Origin of the sequence: Streptomyces sp. NPDC050422 (assembly GCF_044458665.1) — a bacterium.
Taxonomy (GTDB): Bacteria; Actinomycetota; Actinomycetes; order Streptomycetales; family Streptomycetaceae; genus Streptomyces.
In genome coordinates this window covers 240,154-264,049 of sequence record NZ_JBITIE010000003.1, presented here as the reverse complement: position 1 = coordinate 264,049, position 23,896 = coordinate 240,154, and the positions used below count along the sequence as shown (strand labels likewise).

Genomic DNA, 23,896 nt, shown 5'->3' with positions numbered 1-23,896 from the left:
CACCCTTCTAGGATGGCGGGCAGGGCGGAGCCGTAGCGCAGAGGTCGTCGCGCGCGGTCTCCAAAACCGCGAGGACGCCGGTTCGAATCCGGCCGGTTCCGCCTCTTCGCCCCATCCGGCGTGGCTGACGTGCACCGGCCGGTATCGAACCGGGCTCAACACTCGACGACCTGCCGACGAAGGCCGCAGCCGCCTGACCTGACCTGACCTGACCTGCTAGAATACTGACCATCACGCGAGCCTTCTCGGTGCGGAACCTATCCGCCGGGGAGGCTTTTTTCATGCCCGGGCCGCCTGCCCCGGCACCGGTGGGCCCAATTCGACGTGCTCGCCCTCCCGAGCGGCCTGAACTCGCCGCTTCCAACCACGCCTTCCGTTCCCCACCGCAAGAGGAGATCACAGTCATGAGCCCAGAAACGAACACCGCGGCAGCCAGGGGGACTTGGCAACTCGGCGACCTGACCGTCAACCGAGTCGGTTTCGGCGCGATGCGCCTGACGGGCACCACACCATTCGGCGACGGCATGCCGCGTGACCGCGAGCGGTCGATCGGCGTGCTCCGGCGGGCGGTCGAGCTCGGCGTGAACCACATCGACACCGCCGCGTTCTACTTCTCTGCGACGCGCTCCGCCAACGAACTGATCAACCGGGCGCTGGCGCCGTACCCGAAGGACCTGGTCATCACCACCAAGGTCTGGCCGGGCCGCGATCCCTCGGGTGCGTGGTGGTGGGCCGAGCCGGCGCAACTGCGCGGCCAGGTCGAGGAGAACCTCCGCCAACTCGGGCGCGATCACCTGGACGTGGTCAACCTACGCGTGCCGCCAAGCAGCCGGACCGGCTCGATCGGCGAGCACTTCGGCGTGCTGGCCGAGCTGCGCGAAGCCGGGCTGATCCGCCACCTCGGCATCTCCAACGCCACGTCAGACCAACTCACCGAGGCCCTGTCCATCGCCCCGGTCGTCTGCGTGCAGAACCCGTACGGAATCGGCGCGTCGAGCGAGGACCGGGCACTCCTGCGGCGCTGCGGTGAACTCGGCATCGCCTTCGTCCCGTTCTTCGCGATCGCCGGCCCCGGACGGGAGGCGGGCCCGGCTGCCGGTGACAACGAAGCGGTGTACGCCGTCGCCCGCGCGCACGGAGTGACCATCGCGCAGGTCCGGCTGGCCTGGACCTTGCAACAGGGACCGCACGTGCTCGCGATCCCCGGGACGGGCGATCCGGACCACCTCGCAGAGAACGTCGCGGCGGGCGCGCTACGACTCTCGGAAGAGGAGATGGGGCGCCTCACCTCGCTGTGGCCCGTCGGCGAATAGCGAGTCATCGGCCCCCATCGTGGCCGAGCACGTGGAAGCTCGTCCACCATCCGCGTATGAGCGTCCCCCATTGCCGTCAGACGTAGATGTCAAAGGCCCCCAACCATGATTGGTTGGGGGCCTTTGCACTGGTGGGCGCGGGCAGTTTCGAACTGCCGACATCTGCTTTGTAAGAGCAGCGCTCTACCCCTGAGCTACGCACCCGTGGATGAGGCAACAGGTTACATGGCTTGCGCCGCGCGTCGACAATCGGTTACTCGGGCGGCGGCGTACGGGGGATATCCCCACCCCCGAGACGGTAGCCGTCCGTATCGTCCCCGCCACGGGCGCTGCATACGGTGGAGGCACATCGGCAGCGCCAGCCAGGGGGATTCGATCACCATGACCATCCGCACCCGCACCCGCACCCGCACCCGCACCCGCACCCGCACCCGCACCAACGCCCTCGTGGCCGCCGGGGGCACCGTTCTGCTCGTCGGCGCGCTCAGTGGGTGTGGGAGTACCGACGTGGAGGGCGCCACCGCCGAGCACAAGTCGTTCGCGTACAGCGGGAAGGCGCTGACGATCGACGCGGAGAACTCCACCGTGGAGGTCGTACCCGCCGATGTGGAGCAGATCGAGGTGACCCGCAAGGTCGACGGGTGGGCGGTGCTCGGGAGTGGGCCGGACCCCGTGTGGAAGCTGGAGGGCGACAAGCTGACGCTTCGGGTGAACTGCGAGGCGCTGATCAGCGACTGCGGCGCCCAGCACCAGGTGAAGGTGCCTCGTGGGCTCGCCCTGACCGTGGATGCGGACAACGGGAAGGTCACCGCGTCCGGGTTCGGGACGCCGCTCAAGCTGTTCTCCGACAACGGCGGGGTCGTCGTGCGGGATGTCACCGGGCCGCTGGAGCTGAAGAGCGACAACGGTTCCGTGCGCGGCGAGCGGATCTCGGCGTCGTCCGTGGTGGTCCGGTCGGACAATGGTTCGGTGAAGCTCGACTTCAGCCGGGTGCCGAATCTGGTGGACACCGTCAGTGACAACGGACGCATCACCATCGACCTGCCGGCGGGCAAGAACCGGTACGCCGTGTCCGCTTCCGCCGACAACGGGCACGTCTCCGTGGGCGTGCCCCGCAGCGACGACAGCCCGCATACGGTGAAGGCGCACAGCGACAACGGCGAAGTCACCGTGCGAAGCGCGAACTAACAGGCCCGTGTGTTCGTCCTTACCTGGTGGGAGAATGTACCGGGCAGGGCGAATCAGCACGGGAGAGGGATGTGACGGCGACACACGCGAAGCCGCAGGCCAGAGCGGGTGGGAGTTCCGCCGTCAGTTCCGCCGTCAGTGATGTCCTCGTCAGTGATGTCCCCGTCGGGCGCCCCGGCCGCAGCGGGGGCGTGCGTGATGTCCTGCTGCTGATGCTGCTGCCCGTGCCGCTGCTCGCCGCGGCTGTGCCCGCCGCCTTCGCCGGGGGCGGTACGCGGCGCTGGTTCGGCGGGCGCGGGGAAGGGCAGCGGGCCGAGGCGCAGGCCGCGAAGGACGCTGCCGCCGAGGCCTTCTACGAGCTCGACACCGCCCAGCGCGATCTGCAGATCTCCATCGAGACCATCACGGCCGTGGACAGTTCCCCCGCCGCCCGGAAGGCCGTCGACGACTTCGCCGCTCTGGGGCGGCGCATCGACGAGGCCAGCAACACGTACATCACGGCCGTCGACGCGCACGACCTCGACCGGGACGATCTTGAGCCTGCCGTCGCCTCCCGTGCCAAGGCCGAGCTGTCCTCGGCCAAGGACGAGCTCGTACGGGTCAAGGGCGAGCTGGACCGTTTCGCCGCGGGGCTCGGGCCGCTGCTGGGGACCGCCGAGACGCAGCTTGCCCGGCTCGCCCCCGCCGTGGAGCGGGCGCGGCAGGCGCTCCTGGCCGCGAGCAATGCTCTCGACGCGGTGCGGGCGTCCGGACTGCGGGCGGAGGATCTCGCCGCGCGGCTGGCCGCCCTCGCCCCCGAGCTGACCAAGCTCAACCAGGGCGCCGGCCGGCACGGTGTGCCCGAGACGCTGCAACGCGCCGATCAGGTGCTGCGCGATGCCGAGGCCGTACGGGCCGAGGCGGCGCAGTTGCCCGAGCGGGCCGCCGAGATCGACAGGCGCCTGGTGACGCTGCGTACACGGGCTCAGGCGCTGACGACCAGGTCCGCCTCCGTCGAGCCCGTGCTCAGCGAGCTTCGGCGGCGCTTCTCGGCGGCGTGCTGGCAGGACCTCCAGCCGGTTCCCGAGCAGGCGGCCGTCAATGTGCGCCAGGCCGAGGAGAAGCTCAAGGAGGCCGCGAAGGCGCGCGACGAGCAGCGCTGGGCGGATGCCACCTCGCGGTTGAGTACGGTACGGGCCCTGCTCAACGCCACGGACGAGGCGGTGTCCGCGGCCGGTGACCGGCTGCAGCGGCTGGACGCCGTCGCCAAGGACCCGCAGCAGGAGATCCAGCGCACCCGGTTCGCGGTCCGCGACGCGCAGCGCCTCGCCATGGCCGGGCGGCACACGCCCGAGCCGCGCCACGCCCGGCCGCTCGACGACGCGGTGGCCCGGCTCGACCAGGCCGTCACGGCCCTCGACGGTCGCCATCCCGACTACTGGCACTTCCTGACCGTGACGGAGGGCGTCCGGCAGACCGCCGCGCGCGTCGTCTCCGACATCCGTGAGGAGCGCGGCGCCGGCACCTGACAGGCGGCGGAACGGAACCGCGCACACGGCCGCCCTGACGTGCGGCGGCCGCGGCCCCGCGTGATCCTGGTAGTACGTGAAGGAGGCCCCATGGCCACGCATGTACTGCGTCCCGCACGGCGGCCGGCCGCCCACCGCAGACCCACCCGTAAGGCCGCCCTGCTCGATGAGCAGCTGCCCGTGGACCACCGGCTCAGCCGCGTCTACCGGATCGGTGCCGGGGTGATGGGGCTGGTACTGCTCGCCTTCGGCATTCTCGGGCTGATCGACAAGGTCGGCTTCTTCGATACCGGCGGCGACACCGTCGCGGGCCTGAGCACCAACGGTGCGCTCAGCGTGCTGTCGATCTGTGTGGGGCTGCTGTTGTTCGTCGGGATGGTCATCGGCGGCAACTTCGCCTCGACGCTCAACATGGTGCTGGGCATCGCCTTCATCCTCAGCGGCTTCGTCAATCTCGCCCTGCTGGACACCGGGCTCAACTTCCTCGCCTTCCAGATCCAGAACGTGCTCTTCAGCTTCGTGGTGGGGCTGATGCTGATGATGTTCGGGATGTACGGACGCGTCAGCGGCGGGCTCCCCCATGACAACCCGTACTGGCGGTCCCGTCATCCCGAGGAGGTCGAGCGTGAGGAGCGGCGCGCACGGCGGCGCGCGATGAGAGAGATGCCCGTCGCCCGGCCCGGCGGCTCGTCCGGCCGATAGCCTGGGGCCATGCCTCGTTACGAGTACCGCTGCCGCTCCTGCGGAGACACCTTCGAGCTCAGCCGTCCGATGGCCGAGTCCTCGGCCCCCGCCTCCTGCCCCGCCGGGCACGAGGACACCGTGAAGCTTCTCTCCGCCGTCGCCGTGGGCGGCTCGGCCGGTTCGGCTCCCGCGCCCTCGGCCGGTGGTGGCGGCGGGGGTTGCTGCGGTGGGGGCTGCTGCGGCTGAGCCGTCCCGCCCGTCCGCCCCTGCCTCAACGCCCCGGCTGCCTTCCGCTACCGCTTGCGCGACAGCGTCAGTCCGTCCGACACCGTGAGCATCACACTGTCCATCCGCGGGTCGGCGGACACGTGGTTGTTGAACTCCTGGATGGCCGCCGCCCCGCCGGTCGCCCGCGGGTCCGTCACGCCGCCGTGGAAGAGCACGTTGTCCGTGGTGATGACGCCGCCCTGACGCATCCGGGGCACCAGTTCCTCCCAGTACGCGATGTAGTTGCCCTTGTCCGCGTCCAGGTAGGCGAAGTCGATGTGCGGTTCCGCGGGCATGGCCCGCAGTGTGTCGAGGGCCGGGGCGATCCGTAGTTCGATGCGGTCGGCGACGCCTGCCTTCGCCCAGGCCTCCCGGCCGTAGGCGGTCCACTCCTCCGAGACGTCGCACGCGATCAGCCGGCCGCCGGCCGGCAGCGCCTGGGCCATCGCCAGCGCGGAGAAGCCGGTGAAGGTGCCGACCTCCACGATGTGCCGGGCTCCGGTCAGCCGTACGAGGAAGGCGAGCAGTGGGCCCTGTTCCTCGGCCGACTGCATGCCGGCGTGGTCGGGAAGTCTGGCGTAGGTGGTCTCCACGAGGTCTCGCTGGACCTCGTCCAGTGGCGGGTTGTGCGCCAGCATGTACGCGTACAGCTCGTCCGTGATCCTGGTTTCGTTGCCCTTGGTCATCGCGCCGCTCCCCGCTCGCCCGAGTGCTCCGCCGACCGGCGGGAACGCGGTGACTGTAGTCGCCGGGCGGAGCCGGTTCGAGCGCTTACCGCGGCGCGTCGAGGGTCGGCCTGCGCGGCTCCGACGCGTCGAGGAAGCGTCGCAGGATCTCCTCGCCCGCGGCCACCCCGCTCTCGGCGGTCACCTCCACGTGCGGGGCGCTCCAGCCCGCGTCGGCCAGTTCGCCGTGGCCGGGGCGCCAGCCCCGGTCGGCGGCGAGCAGCAGGTCGGCGTCGAGGAGGGAGTCGCCCGCGGCCAGGGTGAGCGTGGCGCCGGTGCGGCCGGCGACCTCGCGCATCGCCGCGCTCTTGGTGAGCGGACGCGGTACGACGTAGATCTTGCGGCCCTGCAGCGAGACGCTCCAGCCGCGCGGTTCCGCCCAGGCGGCGAGTTCCTTCGTCCAGTCGGCCGGCAGCAGTGACCGCTCGACGACGAGGTAGGCGAAGAGGTCCTCGGCGACCCGTTCCTTGAGCAGCCAGGCAGGGTCGGCGGCGGTGACGAGATGCGCGCGGACCTCGTCGAGCGAGGCGCACTCCTCGGCCAGCCGGCCGGCCACGGTGCGCTGCCAGCCCGGGTCGGACACGCCGTTCACGAGGATGTGGCCGCCGTTGGCGCAGATCGCGAACTCGGCTGCGGGGCCGGGGAGATGGATGCGGTGGTACTGCTCGCGGGTGCGGGTCGTCGTCGGTACGAAGACCGTGGAGGCCGAGCGCGTCAGTTCGTCGAGCAGGGCCGCGGCCGTCTCGGTGACGTACGAGAGGGGCTTCTTGTCGTACACCTCGACGCAGAGCAGGCGGGGGGCGTCGGCGTCCGGCATCGGGAGCTGGAGGGCCGCCGCGGAGTAGATGAGGGTGCGGTCGAGGTCGCTGGCGACCAGCGTTACGGGGGTGCTCACTTGGACTCCACCGCCTTGCCGTCCGCACCGGTCGCCCCGCGCGTGTACTTCGGGTGGATCAACCCGACGCAGGTGTACGGGAGTTCGTCGACCTCCTCGACCGGGACGCCGCGCTGCTGTGCGAGCAGCCTGATGTGTCCGAGGTCCGCGCCCGCGCCGCGCTTGGCGAGGATCTTCCACGGGACGCGGCGCAGCAGGACGCGGGTGGTCTCGCCGACGCCCGGCTTGACCAGGTTCACGTCGTGGATGCCGTACTCCTCGCTGATGCGCTCCACCGCGGCCCAGCCCTCCCAGGTCGGTGCGCGGTCGGCGGCGAGCAACTCCTTGACCTCGGCTTCCACGGCGTCGGCCGCCTCGCCGAACCGGTCGGTGACGGTGTCGAGGAAGTGGCCGGAGACATCGGATCCGGCGAGTTCCCGGTAGAACTTCGCGCCGTGGAAGTCGTCGGGCCCGACGAGGTCGGAGCGCAGGACCGTACGGGAGATCAGTCCGGACACCGTGGAGTTGAGGCAGGCGGACGGGATCAGGAAGTCCTCGCGGGTGCCGTACGTGCGGACGCAGCCGCCGGGGTCGGCCAGGACCGCGATCTCCGGGTTGAAGCCTTCGGTCCCGTCGGAGTCCTCGAACTCGGCGATCGCCGCGGCCAGTTCGCGGGTGATGGCGCCCTTGCCGGTCCAGCCGTCGACGAAGACGACGTCGGCCGGGTTGTGGTGGGCGGCCAGCCAGCGCAGGGCGTTGGCGTCGATGCCGCGGCCGCGCACGATCGAGACGGCGTAGTGCGGCAGGTCGATGCCGTGCCGGAGGTGGGCCCAGCGGCGCATCAGTACGCCGACGGGGGTGCCGGCGCGGGCCAGCGAGACGAGTACGGGGCGGGGGCCGCGCTCGGCGAGGACCGTCTCGGTGACCGTGCCGACGGCGCGGGCGATGCGGGCCGCCGACAGGTCCAGGGCCGCCTTGAACAGGTCCTGGTACTCCTCGGACGGCTGGTACTCGACCGGCAGCGACTCGGCGTAGTGAGCGCCACCGCTCTGTATCGCCTCCTCGCGCTCCTCGGTGGGCGCCTCCAGCTGGGTGTCCGACAGGTCCTGGAGCAGCCAGCCGACCTCGTCCGGCGCGTAGGAGGAGAAGGCGGGGCCGCGGAGGGGCTCGGGCAGCATGGAGGGGTCTTCCTGCCGATGGGGCCGATGGGGCCGGTGGGGGGCGTACGACGGTGACGGCTCGGCGGCGCCGGCCCCGGGCGGTGCGTACGAGGGGACGACCGCCAGCAGGACGTGGGCGGTGTGCGGGGTGAGCTGCCGCACCAGGCCGCGGTGGCCGTGCAGCGCGTCGGTGTCGGCGGTGGAGTCGACGACGAGGACCACGGCGTCGAAGTCGCCGCCCGCGACGTTGTACGCGTAGCGGTCGCCGGGGCCGTCGGCCGGGTCGTCGTGGGCCGGGAAGACCAGCCGGGTGCGTATCGCATAGCCCGGGTGGTCCACGGCGAGGACCGGGGAGCGGGTCGTCGTGGAGTAGCTGACCTCGGCGCCGATGCGCTCCTCCAGGGCCGCGCCCAGGCGCAGGGGCGCGTACATCAGCTCCTCGAAGCCGAGGACCAGGACCCGGCGGGGGCCCTCGCCGAGCGCCTGCGCGATGCGGTCCGCCATGGCGGGGAGTGCGGGTTCCAGGAGGGCGCGGTGTGCGGGGGTGAATCCGTGCCGGCCGCCGTCGGGCACCTCGGCGGGCCACTGGAGGTCGATCCGTGTGCAGGGGCGGGGAAGGTGGGCCGCTCCTCCGGGCTGCTCCGTCAGGGCCTGCGCCGCTTCCTGCTCGGCGACCAGCGCCTGCCCCTTCTCCAGGACCCCTTCCGGGAGGCTGACCGTGCCCGTGTTGCGCGCCACCAGGTCGACCCGGGCGCCGATCTCCTCGGCGAACTCGGCGAGCCGCCCCCGGTCGGCCGGTGAGCGCATGTCGACCAGGGCCACGATGACGTACCGCTTGCGGGGGTAGAGCTCGTGCAGGGCGCGGATGGTGTTGAGGACGGTGTTGCCGGTGGAGAACTCGTCGTCCACGAGGACGAGGGTCGCGTCCGTGGAGCCGCCCGCGTCCCCCGCCAGCAGATCCGGGTCCTCCGGGAGCAGCAGGTGTGAGGTGGCGTGGGAGTGCGACTCCTCGAAGCCGCCCGCCCGCGCCACGCCCTCGACGGGGCGTCGCGTCGAGTGGAGGTAGGGCGCCGATCCGAGGCCGTCGGCGACTGCGTGCCCCAGGCCGGTGGCCGTTTCCGCGTAGCCGAGTACGACCGCGTGCCGTGTCCCGTCCTCGCCGAGCAGCTCGCGCACCCGGTGACCGAGCTCGACTCCGGCGCCGTACACGACCGAGGGGCGCTGCGGCACGTGCTTGCCGAGCACGTTGGACACGAGCAGATGCGCCCGCTTGGGGTTGCGCCGCAGGGCGAGGCCCAGCAGCTCACGGAGCTCCCCGTCGCCCACCAGTTCGACGCCCAGCCGCTCCGCGACCCAGCTACCCGACCACACCACGTTCGCCGTCTCTTTCCGTTGGCCTGTCACGCGCACCCGTTCGCCGGGGCCCGTCCGTGCATCACGCGCCCGCGCTCGCGGGCCCACCGCTCATTCCGCGAGGCTCGCCGCCAGCAGGTCCACGAAGCCGACGTCCTCCTTCGCCACACCGAAGACCTCGGCCCGCCGCAGCGTCCGTTCGGCCCAGGCGCGGTGCGGCTTCACTTCGTTCATCTTGTTCGTGTACGACGAGCGCAGCACCCCGCCGCCGTCGCGGTCCGGCCGCAGGATGTCCTGGGCGTCGCTGAACTCCTCGTGACTGACCACGGACAGCGCGTGCACGGGGGCGACGTGCGACGGGTGGATGCAGGTCTTGCCGAGCAGGCCGTTGGCCCGGTCGAGCTCGATCTCCCGCAGCAGCCCGTCCAGGTCGTGCTCGATCAGGGCCGTACGCAGTTCCTCCGCCCGGCCCTCCAGGAAGGGGCTGCGGCGCAGCTGTGGCTTGAACATGCGCTCCTGGAGCCTGAAGTACTCCCACACGGGGCCGGTGATGGTGAAGCCCGTGCCGTCCGCCCGGCCCAGCACGTTGACCACGTCGGAGATCACGTTGCTGACGATCCGGACGTCGTACGCCGTCATGTCGGGCGCGCGGCGGAGTCCGTACGCCGAGCAGAAGTCGGTGACGCCGAGCCGCAGCGCAAGCACCCGGTCGCGGTAGGTGTCGACGGTGCGGGCGATCTTCTGGAGGGACTCGTGGCGGGTCTCCAGATGCAGCAGCTCGGGGGATTCGAGCACGGGCATGGCGAAGAGCCGCCGGCTTGCGGCGGACTCGGCCTTGGCGAGCGCTTCCATGAACGGGACGCCACGCTCTTGCGTGAACTTGGGAAGTACAAAACCGGACAACAATCGGACGGATTCGCCGAGGCGGCGCACGAGGTCGGTGATCTGGTCCGGTTCGCGGACGCGGATGAACAGCAGCGGCAGCTCGCCGCCGCGTCCCGCGAGGTCGGCGAACTGCCTGACCAGGTTCCCCTCGGCGCCCGGCACCTCCGAGTCGTCGATCGAATCCTCCAGGCACAACACCATGGAGACGACTCCGCGGCCTGCCTGCTTGATGACGTCGTCGGCGAGCCGGGGCCGGGTGGCGGGGCTGTAGAGCGTGGCGCCCAGGGCGGCCGCGAGGACGGGGGCCGGGGAGCCGGCGTCGAAGTCGCACGGCTCCCGGAAGAACAGATCGCCCCTCGCAGCTGGTGCAATATGCCCGAAATGACGCATGTGATTCCCCCCGTACTACCTGGCCGGCCGGACAACGTGTGGCCGGTAATAGTACGTACGGACGGGTGTCGGCAGTTCCCTGCCCACATGAATTCCGGGTAACTCGTCCATTTAGCGATGGTTCCGAAGGGCACGGAGGGGCCCGTTCCGACATTCCCGCGACACACGGCTTGCGACCCCCGCGTTGTCCGCACGGGCAGCCAGCAGGCAGGATGACCGGCATGACGCACGCGATGGTGAAAGGCTCGAACGTCCCCCTCGACGCCATGGCCGTACGGGCCGTGCTGCGCTGGACCCCGGGCACCGGGGTCCCCGATGTGGACGCCTCGGCCCTGCTGCTCGGCTCCGGCGGCCGCGTGCGCTCCGACGAGGACTTCGTCTTCTACAACCAGCCCCGCCACCCCTCCGGCCTGGTACGACGGCTGCCGAAGCGAAGCCTGCCCGAGGGCCTGACGGACACCATCGAGGCCGATCTGAACGCACTCGACCCCTCGGTCGACCAGGTCGTCATCGCCGCGTCCTCCGACGGGGCCGCATTCGAACAGGTGCGCGATCTCCGCATCCTGCTGTACGACGCCGCGGTGACGGGCGGCGAACCGCTCGCCGTCTTCGACGTGCGGCCGGAGACGGGCGAGGAAACCGCGATCATCTGCGGCGAGCTGTACCGGCGCGGCGATGGCTGGAAATTCCGGGCCGTGGGACAGGGCTACCCGACCGGTCTCATCGGTCTCGCGACCGCCTTCGGCATCTCGGTGGACGAGTCGGAGGCCGCCGCCGGGCCCGGTCCGACGCCGCCGCCCGCTCCCGCGTTCCCGCCCGCACCGGCGCCCGGCCCCGACGCACAGGCCACGGTCCAGCACCAGCAGCCCTCGTACGGCTATCCACAGCCCGCTGCGGCCCCTGCGGCGCCCGCCTACGGCTACCCGCAGCCGGCGTCCGCACAGCCCGCCTACGGCTATCCACAGCCCGCGGCGGCGGCAGCGCACGCACCCGACCCGAATTTCGTCCTGCCACCGCAAGGGCCGCAGTTCATACGGCCCTGACCCGCCGCGCCGGCCCATCCCTCACGCACGCGTCTTGTAGCCGCGCCCCCACTGCATGCCGTACCCGTACAGCCGGTCCAGTTCGGACTGGAAGCCGTACACGAACTTCACCTCGCGCCGCACGATCAGCTCGCCCTTGACGTTCTCCAGCGTGAACACGGCACACGAGCGGGCCTGCGGGGCCCGCTCCTCCAACTCGATCTCGATGCGCGGCCCGTTGCCCGGGTAGAGCGTCACCTTCGCGTGCGTACGCTCGAAGGCCGGCGTCTGGTCGTAGATGTAGACGAAGAACAGCATCCGCTTGATCTGTTCGCGCTGGTCGAGGTTGACGTAGACGGTCTCCCCGGACGCCGACCCGAAACGGTCGTCCCCGCTGAGCTTGATGTACGGCGGCCCGTTCAGATCACCGAGCAGATTGCCGAGCGGCTGCACCACGCCCTTGGTGCCGTCCGTCAGCTCGTACATGCAGCCCAGGTCCAGGTCGACGTTGGCCACGCCCTGGGTGTGCGCCTGGACCACATCCGGCTGGAAGAGCTTCAGCGGCCGCAGCAGCCGGCCGCTCTGCCGCGACCGGCCCTCGATGTCGGACGTCCGCATCTGCCAGGAGAGGTTGACCCGGAGGTTGCCGGTCAGCGCGCCCTGCTTGGTGAGGGAGACCGTGGCGTGCCGCCTGGAGAGCACGATGGAGTTGGTGGCCGCGCTTCCCGACTCGAACTGCGCTTCCCGCCCCGGCCACAGGCTGTTCCAGAACGCCATCCCGAACCCCCACACATGTCGGCCCCACCTGTCGCACGCGGCACGTGCGACGCACGCACCGCTGCGGGGCGGCTCCGGGCCGGATCCGGGTGTTCCCCGGATCCGTTGCCGTACGAGCCGCCCCGCAGAGAGCGTTCCTCATTCCCTACCGGGTCACACCCCGGCGGAGACTTCCGTACTGCCTTCGCCTCCATCGGCCGCGATCGCCTTGTTGCGCCGGACCGAGGACCAGAAGGACCAGCCGATCAGGATGATGCCGACGGAACCCGTGATGAGCTCGTGGATCTCGTACTGGATCGTGACGAGCAGGATGATGGCCAGGGCGCCGATCGCGTAGTGCGCGCCGTGCTCCAGGTAGACGTAGTCGTCCAGGGTGCCCTGGCGGACCAGGTAGACCGTGAGCGAACGGACGTACATGGCGCCGATACCGAGACCCAGGGCCATCAGCACGATCTCGTTGGTGATGGCGAAGGCGCCGATGACGCCGTCGAACGAGAAGGACGCGTCGAGCACTTCCAGGTAGAGGAACATGAAGAACGCGGCCTTGCCGGAGAGGGCGATCGCGGAGATGTTCTTGCCCGTCCGCTTGGCCTCTTCCTCGGCCTCGTGTTCGCGTTCCTCCTCCTCTTCGAGCTTGTTCTCGAAGAAGCCGGAGAGACCGCCGACGATGAGGTACGTGATCAGACCCGCGATGCCCGCGAGCATGACCGTCTCGGCCTTGTCCGCGTGTCCGCCGCCGTGCTGGTGCGCCTTGGACGCGAAGGTCAGGGCCGAGATCAGCAGGACGATCAGCGCGATGCAGACCGACAGCATGTCGACCTTGCCGAGCTTGGCGAGCGGGCGCTCGATCCAGCGCAGCCACTGGATGTCACGGTCCTCGAAGATGAAGTCGAGGAAGATCATGAGCAGGAACATGCCACCGAAGGCGGCGATCGCCGGGTGGGCGTCGGTGACCAGTTCCTTGTATCGGTCCGGGTCGTTGAAGGAAAGATCGATTGCCTCGATCGGTCCCAGCTTGGCAGTGATGGCCACGATCACGACGGGGAATACCAGCCGCATACCGAAGACCGCGATGAGCACACCGACCGTGAGGAAGATCTTCTGCCAGAAGGCACTCATCTTCTTCAGGATTCCGGCGTTGATCACCGCGTTGTCGAAGGACAGCGAGATCTCCAGGACGGAAAGGATCGCCACCACTCCGAAGGCTTCCCACCCCCCGTAGAACCACGCTGCGACCAGGCCGATCGCGGTAATCGCGAACGACCAGCCGAAGGTTTTCAGAAGCACTGGCTACCCCATCATGTGTGTAACGGGTCTCCCCCGAAGAGCACGGGGCTCCCCCGCGCCGTGCGCGGCTTTACGAAACGTTGACCCCGAAGTCTAGAGCGATGCCGCGCAGCCCCGACGCGTACCCCTGTCCTACTGCACGGAACTTCCACTCACCGTTGTAGCGGTACAGCTCACCGAAGATCATCGCGGTCTCCGTGGAGGCGTCCTCGCTGAGGTCGTAACGCGCGAGTTCCTGGCCGTCGGCCTGGTTGACCACGCGGATGAACGCATTGCTGACCTGGCCGAACGTCTGCCCGCGATTGTCGGCCTCATGGATGGAGACCGGAAAAACGATCTTGTCGCAATGGGCCGGAACCTCGTTGAGGTTCACGATGACCGACTCGTCGTCGCCTTCACCCTCACCCGTGAGGTTGTCACCGGTGTGCTCGACGGAGCCGTCGGGGCTCGTGAGGTTGTTGTAGAACACGAACCATTCGTCGCCGAGCACCCGGCCCGACTGGCACAGCAGTGCGCTGGCGTCGAGGTCGAAGTCCGCCCCCGTCGTGGATCGTGCGTCCCAGCCGAGGCCGATGAGCACCTGGGTGAGATTGGGTGCGGCCTTGGAGAGGGAGACATTGCCTCCCTTGGCGAGCGTGACGCCCATGGTGTGTCCTCCCCGAGTCGATGAACCGTTGATGAACCCGTTGAACCGGCGAAACGGCGAACCGGCGAACCGGCGAACCGGCGAAACGCTGAACCGGTGAATCCGTCTGTTGAGCGCGTCCGGCGCCGCACAGGGTGCGGCGCCGGACGGGACATGCTGAAGGCCTGTCCGGGGCCGGGGCCCCGGACCGCTTGCTAGACGTTGACGCCGAAGTCCTGCGCGATGCCGCGCAGACCCGAGGCGTAGCCCTGACCGATGGCGCGGAACTTCCACTCCGCACCGTTGCGGTACAGCTCGCCGAAGACCATGGCGGTCTCCGTCGAGGCGTCCTCGCTGAGGTCGTACCGTGCGAGCTCGGTGTTGTCCGCCTGGTTGACCACGCGGATGTACGCGTTGCGCACCTGGCCGAAGCTCTGCTGGCGGGACTCGGCCTCGTAGATCGAGACCGGGAAGACGATCTTGTCGACGTCGGCCGGGACACCGGCCAGGTTCACCTTGATGACCTCGTCGTCGCCCTCGCCCTCACCGGTGAGGTTGTCACCGGTGTGCTCGACGGAACCGTCGGGGCTCTTGAGGTTGTTGAAGAAGACGAAGTTGCCGTCGTTGCCGACCTTGCCCTCGGCGTTCGTCAACAGGGCGCTGGCGTCGAGGTCGAAGTCTCCGCCGGTGGTGGTACGAGCATCCCAGCCCAGACCCACGATGACCGCGGTCAGGTTGGGCGCGGCCTTGGTCAGCGAGACGTTGCCGCCCTTGCTGAGGCTGACTCCCACGAGTCCTCCCATTGGTTTCTTTGGGGGCCGGCCGGTGCCGGCGCCTCCACGTCGTGTTGGCATCCGATCAACGAGTGGATCCTAGTGACCGGTTCCCGGCCAAAACAGGCTTTTGGCCGGAGGTCGCCCCGAGATCCACCCGATCTCGGATCAGAGGGCGCCGAGCGCCTTGATGTACTCGTTGAGGTCGCGCGCGTCGGGCAGGCCGTTGACGACCGTCCAGCGCACCACGCCCTCCTTGTCGATGATGAAGGTTCCGCGCACCGCACAGCCCTTGTCCTCGTCGAACACGCCGTACGCACGCGAGGTCTCGCCGTGCGGCCAGAAGTCCGAGACGAGCGGGTACTCCAGGCCCTCCTGCTCGGCGAAGACGCGCAGCGTGTGGATGGAGTCGTTGGAGACGGCGATCAGCTGCGTGTCGTCGTTCTCGAAGGTGGGCAGCTCGTCGCGGAGCGCGCAGAGCTCGCCCGTGCAGACGCCGGTGAAGGCGAACGGGTAGAACAGCAGCACCACGTTCTTCTCGCCGCGGAAGTCAGAGAGCTTCACGGTCCGGCCGTGGTTGTCCTTCAGCTCGAAATCCGGGGCCTTGGTGCCGACCTCGATCGCCATGAAACGCGTCCCTTCGCTACGTCGCCGGGCTGGGCTGTCCGGGTGACTCCCACCCTACGCAGAGGCGCCGGGCGGCCGTGCAGCACCCGTGGAAGGTTCCTGCGGACGTGCGGGGGGCTCGTGGGGGCCGTGCCGGGGAATGTACGAAGGCCCCGAACGGCGTGATGCCGTCAGGGGCCTTCAGGGGGGAGTGCGGTTCAGCGCTTGGTCTTGGCCGCCTTCGGCGTGACCAGACGGCTGCCCGTCCAGTCCTTGCCCGCACTGATGCTCTTGGTCTGGGCGAGACCGGCTGTCTGAGAAGCCTCGTTGATGTCGCTCGGCTCGACGTATCCGTCACGGCCGGTCTTCGGCGTCATCAGCCAGACCGTACCGCCGTCCTCGAGCAGACCAATGGCATCCACCAGCGCGTCCGTAAGGTCGCCGTCCTCGTCGCGGAACCAGAGCAGGACGACGTCTGCGACGTCGTCGTACTCCTCATCGACGAGTTCCTGGCCGGTAGTGGCCTCAATGCCCTCACGGAGCTCCAGCTCGACGTCGTCGTCGTAGCCGATCTCCTGGACCACCTGTCCGGGCTCGAACCCCAGGCGTGCTGCCGGGTTGGTCCGCTCCTCCGCGTGGTCCGCGGTCGCGCTCACGGGTTGCCTCCTGATCATGTTTCGGAAAATGCTTCAGCCACGCGCGTGCGCGGGGCGTTGGCCGTAGTCCACACGGGAGCGGCGGATCGCGCAAGTACCCAGCGTACGAGACCGCCTAAACGGTGACGTTCCCTGCCACGTCGCCGCCCTGTCGGCGGTCCCCTGCGGGAGCCGGCGCTGCCGTCCACACCCTTTACGTCCTTGAACAGCTTATGCGGTTTCGGTCCGGCAAACGGAGTCGAACAGCATTCGGGAACGTATGGACCCCTTGGGCGTATGGTTGCGGTTTGGCCCGACCCATCCTGCCCGATGCCTCCCGCCCGGCCGGATACCCGCTCCGGCGCGGCCCGTGCGCCCGTCCGGGACACGGCTTCGCCACACCGGCGGTTACCTCTCGGTAGAGATGACGTTTGCGTCCTCGCGGTACACGATGGGATGGCGTACGCGCAGACACACCGGGGGGACGCCTCCCGTGCCCAGGCCCCGTAGAGCAGCACCGAACAGCGAAGGAACAGCGTGGCTTCCGGATCCGATCGCAACCCGATCATCATTGGCGGCCTTCCGAGTCAGGTCCCGGATTTCGATCCCGAAGAGACCCAGGAATGGCTCGACTCCCTCGACGCCGCCGTCGACGAGCGAGGCCGTGAGCGGGCCCGCTACCTCATGCTCCGGCTCATCGAGCGCGCGCGCGAGAAGCGTGTCGCCGTGCCGGAGATGCGCAGTACGGACTACGTGAACACGATCGCCACGAAGGACGAGCCGTTCTTCCCCGGCGACGAGGAGATCGAGCGCAAGGTCCTCAACGCGACACGCTGGAACGCGGCCGTAATGGTGTCGCGTGCGCAGCGTCCCGGGATCGGCGTGGGCGGTCACATCGCCACGTTCGCTTCCTCCGCCTCGCTGTACGACGTGGGTTTCAACCACTTCTTCCGCGGCAAGGACGACGGCCGGGGCGGCGACCAGATCTTCTTCCAGGGGCATGCCTCCCCCGGGATCTACGCCCGCGCCTTCCTGCTGGACCGGCTGAGCGAGGCGCAGCTCGACGCGTTCCGCCAGGAGAAGTCGAAGGCGCCGAACGGCCTGTCCAGCTATCCGCACCCGCGGCTGATGCCGGACTTCTGGGAGTTCCCGACCGTGTCGATGGGCCTCGGCCCGCTCGGTGCGATCTACCAGGCGCGGATGAACCGCTACATGCAGGCGCGCGACATCGCCGACACCTCCGACTCGCATGTCTGGGCGTATCTCGGTGACGGCGAGATGGACGAGCCGGAGTCGCTCGGCCAGCTCTCCATCGCCGCCCGCGAGGGCCTGGACAACCTGACCTTCGTCGTCAACTGCAACCTGCAGCGCCTCGACGGCCCGGTGCGCGGCAACGGCAAGGTCATCCAGGAGCTGGAGTCGCAGTTCCGCGGCGCCGGATGGAACGTCATCAAGCTGGTCTGGGACCGCTCCTGGGACCCACTGCTGGCGCAGGACCGTACGGGCATCCTGGTCAACAAGCTGAACACGACGCCGGACGGCCAGTTCCAGACGTACGCCACCGAGACGGGTGCGTACATCCGGGACCACTTCTTCGGTGACGACCCGCGGCTGCGGGACATGGTCAAGGACATGTCCGACCAGCAGATCCTGCACCTCGGGCGTGGCGGGCACGACCACAAGAAGGTCTACGCGGCGTACGCGGCGGCCAAGGCCCACAAGGGCCAGCCGACGGTGATCCTTGCGCAGACGGTCAAGGGCTGGACGCTGGGGCCGAACTTCGAGGGCCGCAACGCGACCCACCAGATGAAGAAGCTCACCGCCGAGGACCTCAAGCGTTTCCGGGACCGGCTGCACATCCCGATCGCGGACAAGGATCTGGAGGACGGCAACCCGCCGTACTACCACCCGGGCCGTGACTCGGAGGAGATCCAGTACATGCACGACCGCCGCAAGGGTCTGGGCGGTTACGTCCCGACCCGTGTGGTGCGGGCGAAGCCGCTGGTCCTGCCCGAGGACAAGACGTACGCGACCGCGAAGAAGGGTTCGGGTCAGCAGTCGATCGCCACCACCATGGCGTTCGTCCGCATCCTGAAGGAACTCATGCGGGACAAGGAGATCGGCAAGCGTTTCGTGCTGATCGCGCCTGACGAGTACCGCACCTTCGGCATGGACGCGTTCTTCCCGAGCGCGAAGATCTACAACCCGCTCGGCCAGCAGTACGAGTCGGTGGACCGCGATCTGCTGCTCGCGTACAAGGAGTCGCCGACCGGGCAGATGCTGCACGACGGCATCTCCGAGGCGGGCTGCACGGCCTCGCTGATCGCCGCGGGTTCGGCGTACGCCACGCACGGCGAGCCGCTGATCCCGGTGTACGTCTTCTACTCGATGTTCGGTTTCCAGCGCACGGGTGACCAGTTCTGGCAGATGGCCGACCAGCTCGCGCGCGGCTTCGTGCTGGGCGCGACCGCCGGTCGTACGACGCTGACGGGTGAGGGTCTCCAGCACGCGGACGGCCACTCGCAGCTGCTCGCGTCGACGAACCCGGGCTGTGTCGCGTACGACCCGGCGTTCGGGTTCGAGATCGCGCACATCGTCAAGGACGGTCTGCGCAGGATGTACGGCGAGAACAGTGAGGACGTCTTCTACTACCTCACTGTCTACAACGAGCCGATCCAGCACCCGGCCGAGCCCGCCGACGTGGACGTCGAGGGCATCCTGGCGGGCGTCCACCGCTACAGCAGCGGCGAGAAGGGCGAGATCCCGGCCCAGATCATGGCGTCCGGCGTGGCGGTCCCCTGGGCGGTCGAGGCGCAGCGCATCCTCGCCGACGAGTGGAACGTGAGGGCGGACGTCTGGTCGGCGACGTCCTGGAACGAGCTGCGGCGCGAGGCCGTCGACGTGGAGCGGTACAACCTGCTGCACCCGGAGGAGGAGCAGCGCGTCCCGTACGTGACGCGGAAGCTGTCGGGTGCCCAGGGGCCGTTCGTGGCGGTCTCGGACTGGATGCGGTCCGTGCCGGACCAGATCGCCCGCTGGGTGCCCGGTGCGTACCAGTCGCTGGGTGCGGACGGGTTCGGCTTCGCGGACACGCGGGGCGCGGCACGGCGGTTCTTCCACATCGACGCGCAGTCGATCGTCCTGGCGGTGCTCACCGAGCTCGCGAAGGCGGGGAAGATCGACCGTTCGGCGCTGAAGATCGCTGTCGACCGTTACGACCTGCTGGACGTGGCCGCGGCCGACCCCGGTGCGGCCGGCGGCGACGCGTAGGTACGGAACACGACGACGCGGGGCGGCAGGACCTGAAGGGGTCCGGCCGCCCCGCGGTGGTGTGGTGAGGCCGTCAGTTCTCCCAGATCTTGAAGGCCCGTACCTGGTACGGGGAGTGCGGGGTCCAGGTGCCGCCGCCCGGGTAGGTCTCGAACTCGCCGGTCTCCTGGCACTCCGCCGACTGGTAGGTGGTGACGGGCCGGCCCGTGCGGTTGGCCAGCGATTGGGCGGTGGCGCCCGCCTTCAGCGGTACGCAGCTCTCGATGTCGACGGCGGACAGCTCGTGGACCTGCCGGGCGCCGGTGAAGTCGGGCTCGGCCCAGAGGCAGAGCTGGCCGGTCCGGCAGTCCCCGAGCCCGCCGGGTGCGGCGTGGGCAGATGCCTGTGGGACCAGGGCGGTGGCGGCCAGGGCGGCCGCGAGAACGGTTGTACGCATGTGAAACAACCCCCGTGCTGATGTGGATCTTCCTCGCCCACCCTGAGCTGCGGAGCAGCGGATCGGGAAGGGGCCGGGGGCGGGACCACCCTGATAGGCGACAGCCCCGCCGGAACGTTCCGGCGGGGCTGTTGTACGCGCTGTGTTGACGCCGTGAGGCGCCCACGAGGTCCGGTCAGATGTGTCCGGCGCCCGCGCCCGCCTCGGCGTTCTCGCCACGCTTGGTCAGGGTGGCGACCAGTGCGGCGATCACCGCGACGATGCCTGCGACCATGAACGCCGTGCTCATGCCCGAGATGAACGTGTCGTGGGCGACGCTCGCGATCTTGCCGGCGACCTCCGGCGGGGTTCCCTCGGCGACCGGCGGCATGCCGACCTTGACGGCCGAGGACGCCTGTTCCAGCTGCTCGGGCGAGAGCGGCGGAAGCTTCGCTTCGTTCCAGTTGTCGGAGAGCTTGGAGTCGACGCCGGCGGCCATGATCGCGCCCAGAACCGCCGTACCGAGGCTTCCGCCGACCTGCATGGCGGCCTGCTGCAGACCACCGGCGACGCCGGAGAGCTCCATCGGGGCGTTGCCGACGATGACCTCGGTGGCACCGACCATGACCGGGGCGAGGCCGAGGCCGAGCAGGGCGAACCAGATCGACATGGTCAGGGTGCTGGTGTCGACGGTCAGCTGGGACATACCGAACATGGCGACCGCGGTGCTCACCATGCCGCCGACGAGCGGAACCCGTGGGCCGAACCTGGTGATCATGGCGCCCGCGAGCGGCGAGGCGACGATCATCATCCCGGTCAGCGGCAGCAGGTGCAGACCGCTGTCGACGGGGCTCAGACCGTGCACGTTCTGGAGATAGAAGGTGACGAAGAACAGGCCGCCCATGAAGCCGAAGGCCATCAGCACCATCAGGACCGTGCCCGCGGACAGCGGTACGGAGCGGAACATCGCCAGCGGGATCAGCGGTTCCTTGACGCGCTGCTGAACGAGGGCGAACCCGATGAACAGGGCGACGGCGGCGACCAGGAAGCCGACCGTCTTGAGGTCGCCCCAGCCCCACTCCGCGCCCTTGATGAGCGCCCAGATCAGGCAGAACATCGCCGTCGAGAGCAGCACGATGCCTGCGATGTCGAAGGATCGGGGCGCGTTCTCGGCGCGGTGGTCCTTGAGGATCAGCACGCCCATGACGAGGGCGATCACACCGACCGGCACGTTGATGAAGAAGACGGACTGCCAGCTGACGTGCTCGACGAGCACGCCACCCAGGATCGGGCCGCCCGCGGTCGAGGCGCCGATCACCATGCCCCAGATGCCGATCGCCATGTTCAGCTTCTCGGCCGGGAAGGTGGCGCGCAGCAGGCCGAGCGCGGCGGGCATCAGCAGGGCCCCGAAGAGCCCCTGAAGCACCCGGAACACGATCACCAGGGCCACGCTGCTGGAGAACCCGATGGCCGCCGACGCCGCGGCGAAGCCGGCGATGCCGATCAGGAAGGTCTGGCGGTGGCCGAACCGGTCACCGAGCTTGCCCGCGGTGATCAGGGAGACGGCGAGGGCGAGCATGTAGCCGTTGGTGATCCACTGGACGTCGGCGAGCGAGGCGCCGAGGTCCTTCTGGATCGCGGGGTTGGCGATCGCGACGATCGTGCCGTCGAGCGCGACCATCATCACGCCGATGGCCACGGAGAAGAGCGTCAGCCAGGGGTGGCCGCGCAGCCCCTTGGCAGGTGCGGGGCCGAGTGGGTCCCGGGGTTCCTGTGACGCCTTTTCGACGGTGGTCTGACTAGTCATACCCGGGAGATTAGTGTCAGTCGCTGACAGTTGACAAACCAATTCACAAGTCGGTAACTGTCACGTAGCTCACAGGTAGGCTGAGCTGGACAAAGCAGGGAAAAGGGGACCAGTTCAGTGAGCGACGGGCAGCGAGCCACATGCCGGCCGGCCGGGCTGCGCGAACGCAAGAAGCGACGCACCCGGGACGCCCTGCTGCGTGCCGCCCTCGGCCTCTTCACCACCCAGGGTTACGAGGAGACCACCGTCGACGAGATCGTCGACGCCGTCGAGGTCTCCCAGCGCACCTTCTTCCGCTACTTCGCGGGCAAGGAGTCGGTCGTCTTCGCCGTTCAGGACATGGTGGAGTCGCGCTTCATTCTCGAACTGCGTCAACGTCCCGCCGCCGAAGCCCCCTTCGAGGCCATGCGCCGCGCCGTTCTGTGCGCCTGGAACAGTATCGGAGAGGCGATCGAGGCCATCGTCCCGGTCGAACTCCACATGCGGACGTACCGGATGATCGAATCGACACCCTCCCTGCTCGCCGCCCACATGCGGCGCGGCGTCGCCCTGGAGGAGCAGATCGCCGGGCTGATCGCCGAACGCGAGGGCCTGGACGTGGCGCGGGACCCACGGCCGCGCGTCGCCGTCGCCGCGTTCTGCGGGGTGATGCGGGTGACCGGACAGCTGTGGGGGCAGGGATACGACGGCAGCATGGACTCGCTGCGGACGCTGACCGAGAGCTACCTGGACCAGTTGGGCCCGGCCCTCGCCGAGGACTGGCGCACGCACCCGGCCGACACGGCGCACCTCAACTGAGGTGGCGTGCCGCACGCCTCAGGTGTGCACCTCAACCGAGGTGGTGTGCCGCACGCCTCAGGTGGCCGACATGACCGACATCACAACAGGCGGGCCGCGACGCCCCGATGCGGCACTCCAGTGACTCCCGGCGCGGCGGAGCGTGCCGCAAGGCCGTACACAGCGTGAGGAAATCGGGGTTTCATTCCCTGCGGCCGGGTGATGTGCATCACCCGCTTAACAGCGCCCTACGCGCGTCTCCTAATGTGTGCCGAAGTGACTTCCTTCGACTCCTCCCCCACGCTCACCGCCTGGCGCGCTCTTCTCGCCGTCGCGGTCGTGTTCGTGATGCTGGCGACCACCGGTTGGACCGCCGTGCGTCACCAACAGTCCGACGCGCCACGCACCGTTGCCCTCGCCGCCTGGGCCAAGGGGTCGATAGCGGGGCGTGCGCTCCCGGCGGCGGACGCGCCGCCGTACAAGCTGGCGCACTTCTTCGCCGCGCTCACCGACGCGCAACAGGCCGGGCTGGCCCGCACCTACCCCCTGGTGGTGGGGAACCTGAACGGCGCCCCGGTCACCCTGCGCTACCAGGCCAACCGGCTGGCGCTCGAACAGGCACGCACCTCCGAGCAGAACCGGGTGCACGACCCGAGGCTCTCCCCCGACGGCCGCGCCGACGCGCAGCACCGGGTGGACCGCTTCCGCTCGATGCTCGCCGAGGGCCGTCACTTCCTCGCGTTCGACCCGTCGGGCCGCGGCCAGGCCGCCGAGGTGTTCGGCGACCTCGACCGGGCCGAGCGCGTCTCGGTGGTCGTCCCGGGCGTCGACACGAACCTGCTGACGCTGGAGCGCACCGGGAGCAAGACGAACGCCGCCCCCGTCGGCATGGCCAAGTCCCTGTACGCGGCCGAGCACTCCGCGCATCCCGGTGTGCGGACCGCGGTGATCGCCTGGGCCGACTACACCGCCCCCGTCGGCATCGGCATCGACTCGGCCCTGGGCAAGCTCGCCGAACGCGGGGCGGTCCGGCTCGACGCACTCGTCGAGTCGCTCCCGGGTGCCGCCCCCGTCTCGTTGTTCTGCCACAGCTACGGCTCCGTCCTGTGCGGCGTCGCCGCGGACGAACTGCCCGGCCGGGTGACGGACATCGCGGTCGCGGGGAGCCCCGGCATGCGGGTCGACAACGCCGGCCAGCTGCACACCCGGGCCAATGTGTGGGCGATGCGGGACCACGGCGACTGGATCGAGGACGTGCCGAACCTGGAGGTCGGGGGCCTCGGCCACGGGGCCGACCCGGTGGATCCGGACTTCGGCGCCCGGATCGCCTCGGCGGGCGACGCGATCGGCCACAGCGGCTATTTCGAACCGGGCACCGAGAGCCTCGGCAACTTCGCCGCGATCGGTACGGGCGCCTACGCCTCCGTGACCTGTGCCCAGTCCGACAGCGGCTGCCACGAACAGATTTCCGGCCACGCGACGGTCTGACGGGCGTAAAGAACGACGCGAACGGGTCCGACGCGCGTAGAGAACCGCGACCGGCCAGGAATTGCGA

The 23,896-nt window shown here is 69.4% G+C and carries 21 protein-coding genes and 2 tRNA genes; 10 read left to right on the top strand and 13 right to left on the bottom strand.

The window, feature by feature from the left end:
• The first annotated feature begins 26 nt into the window (after positions 1-26).
• Positions 27-101: transfer RNA gene (locus tag ACIBJG_RS05790), tRNA-Trp, on the top strand.
• Positions 102-404: 303 nt separating this feature from the next.
• A complete protein-coding gene (locus ACIBJG_RS05785) occupies positions 405-1,313 on the top strand; it encodes an aldo/keto reductase (RefSeq protein ID WP_399304272.1) in 909 nt (302 codons plus the stop codon).
• A 129-nt stretch (positions 1,314-1,442) separates the two neighbouring features.
• On the opposite strand, the gene ACIBJG_RS05780 is transcribed toward ACIBJG_RS05785, so the two are convergent.
• Positions 1,443-1,517 (bottom strand) — tRNA-Val (locus tag ACIBJG_RS05780).
• A gap of 177 nt (positions 1,518-1,694) precedes the next feature.
• Here ACIBJG_RS05780 and ACIBJG_RS05775 point away from each other — a divergent pair.
• The 4 genes from ACIBJG_RS05775 to ACIBJG_RS05760 all read left to right on the top strand — a co-directional run bounded on the left by ACIBJG_RS05775 (position 1,695) and on the right by ACIBJG_RS05760 (position 4,939).
• Positions 1,695-2,501 carry a DUF4097 family beta strand repeat-containing protein gene (locus ACIBJG_RS05775; protein ID WP_399304270.1) on the top strand — a complete coding sequence of 269 codons (807 nt, stop codon included), beginning with the start codon at positions 1,695-1,697 and terminating at the stop codon, positions 2,499-2,501.
• Between the two features lie 71 nt (positions 2,502-2,572).
• On the top strand, positions 2,573-4,009 hold the full coding sequence (locus tag ACIBJG_RS05770) for a hypothetical protein (protein ID WP_399304268.1): 1,437 nt from the start codon (positions 2,573-2,575) through the stop codon (positions 4,007-4,009).
• Between the two features lie 90 nt (positions 4,010-4,099).
• Positions 4,100-4,711, top strand: a complete 612-nt coding sequence (locus tag ACIBJG_RS05765) for a DUF4383 domain-containing protein (protein ID WP_399304266.1) — start codon at positions 4,100-4,102, stop codon at positions 4,709-4,711.
• A 9-nt stretch (positions 4,712-4,720) separates the two neighbouring features.
• Positions 4,721-4,939 (top strand): zinc ribbon domain-containing protein, encoded by a 219-nt coding sequence (locus tag ACIBJG_RS05760; protein WP_326735985.1) that lies wholly within the window; start codon positions 4,721-4,723, stop codon positions 4,937-4,939.
• A 47-nt stretch (positions 4,940-4,986) separates the two neighbouring features.
• Here the strand turns inward: ACIBJG_RS05760 and ACIBJG_RS05755 are convergent, their stop codons facing one another.
• From ACIBJG_RS05755 to ACIBJG_RS05740, 4 genes are all read right to left on the bottom strand, one after another.
• The gene (locus tag ACIBJG_RS05755; protein ID WP_399304264.1) at positions 4,987-5,646 is read right to left on the bottom strand and encodes an O-methyltransferase; all 660 of its coding nucleotides are present in this window, start codon (positions 5,644-5,646) and stop codon (positions 4,987-4,989) included.
• Between the two features lie 85 nt (positions 5,647-5,731).
• Positions 5,732-6,580 carry an HAD family hydrolase gene (locus ACIBJG_RS05750; protein WP_399304262.1) on the bottom strand — a complete coding sequence of 283 codons (849 nt, stop codon included), beginning with the start codon at positions 6,578-6,580 and terminating at the stop codon, positions 5,732-5,734.
• On the bottom strand, positions 6,577-9,123 hold the full coding sequence (locus tag ACIBJG_RS05745; protein ID WP_399304260.1) for a phosphoribosyltransferase: 2,547 nt from the start codon (positions 9,121-9,123) through the stop codon (positions 6,577-6,579). Before ACIBJG_RS05745 ends, ACIBJG_RS05750 begins: the two co-directional genes overlap by 4 nt.
• Before the next feature lie 60 nt (positions 9,124-9,183).
• Complete coding sequence (locus ACIBJG_RS05740) at positions 9,184-10,347, bottom strand: HpcH/HpaI aldolase/citrate lyase family protein (RefSeq protein WP_399304258.1); 1,164 nt, start codon at positions 10,345-10,347, stop codon at positions 9,184-9,186.
• A gap of 221 nt (positions 10,348-10,568) precedes the next feature.
• On the opposite strand from ACIBJG_RS05740, the gene ACIBJG_RS05735 reads away from it, so the two are divergent.
• Positions 10,569-11,390: a TerD family protein gene (locus ACIBJG_RS05735; RefSeq protein ID WP_399304256.1), complete on the top strand. Its 822-nt coding sequence runs from the start codon at positions 10,569-10,571 to the stop codon at positions 11,388-11,390.
• Between the two features lie 21 nt (positions 11,391-11,411).
• On the opposite strand, the gene ACIBJG_RS05730 is transcribed toward ACIBJG_RS05735, so the two are convergent.
• From ACIBJG_RS05730 to ACIBJG_RS05705, 6 genes are all read right to left on the bottom strand, one after another.
• A complete protein-coding gene (locus ACIBJG_RS05730; RefSeq protein ID WP_399304254.1) occupies positions 11,412-12,146 on the bottom strand; it encodes a Tellurium resistance in 735 nt (244 codons plus the stop codon).
• Between the two features lie 153 nt (positions 12,147-12,299).
• Entirely contained in the window at positions 12,300-13,433 is a 1,134-nt protein-coding gene (locus ACIBJG_RS05725) for a DUF475 domain-containing protein (RefSeq protein ID WP_399304252.1), read from the bottom strand.
• Between the two features lie 70 nt (positions 13,434-13,503).
• Complete coding sequence (locus tag ACIBJG_RS05720; RefSeq protein ID WP_148017459.1) at positions 13,504-14,079, bottom strand: TerD family protein; 576 nt, start codon at positions 14,077-14,079, stop codon at positions 13,504-13,506.
• Positions 14,080-14,273: 194 nt separating this feature from the next.
• Positions 14,274-14,849, bottom strand: a complete 576-nt coding sequence (locus ACIBJG_RS05715) for a TerD family protein (RefSeq protein WP_219572022.1) — start codon at positions 14,847-14,849, stop codon at positions 14,274-14,276.
• A 150-nt stretch (positions 14,850-14,999) separates the two neighbouring features.
• Complete coding sequence (locus tag ACIBJG_RS05710) at positions 15,000-15,458, bottom strand: peroxiredoxin (RefSeq protein WP_148017458.1); 459 nt, start codon at positions 15,456-15,458, stop codon at positions 15,000-15,002.
• Between the two features lie 197 nt (positions 15,459-15,655).
• Positions 15,656-16,093: a DUF3052 domain-containing protein gene (locus tag ACIBJG_RS05705; protein ID WP_399304250.1), complete on the bottom strand. Its 438-nt coding sequence runs from the start codon at positions 16,091-16,093 to the stop codon at positions 15,656-15,658.
• Positions 16,094-16,609: 516 nt separating this feature from the next.
• Between ACIBJG_RS05705 and aceE the strand changes: the two genes are divergently transcribed.
• The gene (gene aceE, locus ACIBJG_RS05700; RefSeq protein ID WP_399304248.1) at positions 16,610-19,342 is read left to right on the top strand and encodes a pyruvate dehydrogenase (acetyl-transferring), homodimeric type; all 2,733 of its coding nucleotides are present in this window, start codon (positions 16,610-16,612) and stop codon (positions 19,340-19,342) included.
• A gap of 73 nt (positions 19,343-19,415) precedes the next feature.
• On the opposite strand, the gene ACIBJG_RS05695 is transcribed toward aceE, so the two are convergent.
• Together ACIBJG_RS05695 and ACIBJG_RS05690 are read right to left on the bottom strand one after the other, a co-directional pair.
• Positions 19,416-19,778 carry a peptidase inhibitor family I36 protein gene (locus ACIBJG_RS05695; RefSeq protein WP_399304246.1) on the bottom strand — a complete coding sequence of 121 codons (363 nt, stop codon included), beginning with the start codon at positions 19,776-19,778 and terminating at the stop codon, positions 19,416-19,418.
• Positions 19,779-19,953: 175 nt separating this feature from the next.
• Positions 19,954-21,564 carry an MFS transporter gene (locus ACIBJG_RS05690; protein WP_399304244.1) on the bottom strand — a complete coding sequence of 537 codons (1,611 nt, stop codon included), beginning with the start codon at positions 21,562-21,564 and terminating at the stop codon, positions 19,954-19,956.
• A gap of 117 nt (positions 21,565-21,681) precedes the next feature.
• Between ACIBJG_RS05690 and ACIBJG_RS05685 the strand changes: the two genes are divergently transcribed.
• Both ACIBJG_RS05685 and ACIBJG_RS05680 read left to right on the top strand, forming a co-directional pair.
• Positions 21,682-22,362: a TetR family transcriptional regulator gene (locus ACIBJG_RS05685; RefSeq protein ID WP_399304242.1), complete on the top strand. Its 681-nt coding sequence runs from the start codon at positions 21,682-21,684 to the stop codon at positions 22,360-22,362.
• 255 nt (positions 22,363-22,617) lie between these two features.
• Positions 22,618-23,829, top strand: a complete 1,212-nt coding sequence (locus ACIBJG_RS05680) for an alpha/beta hydrolase (protein ID WP_399304240.1) — start codon at positions 22,618-22,620, stop codon at positions 23,827-23,829.
• Positions 23,830-23,896: the final 67 nt, after the last annotated feature.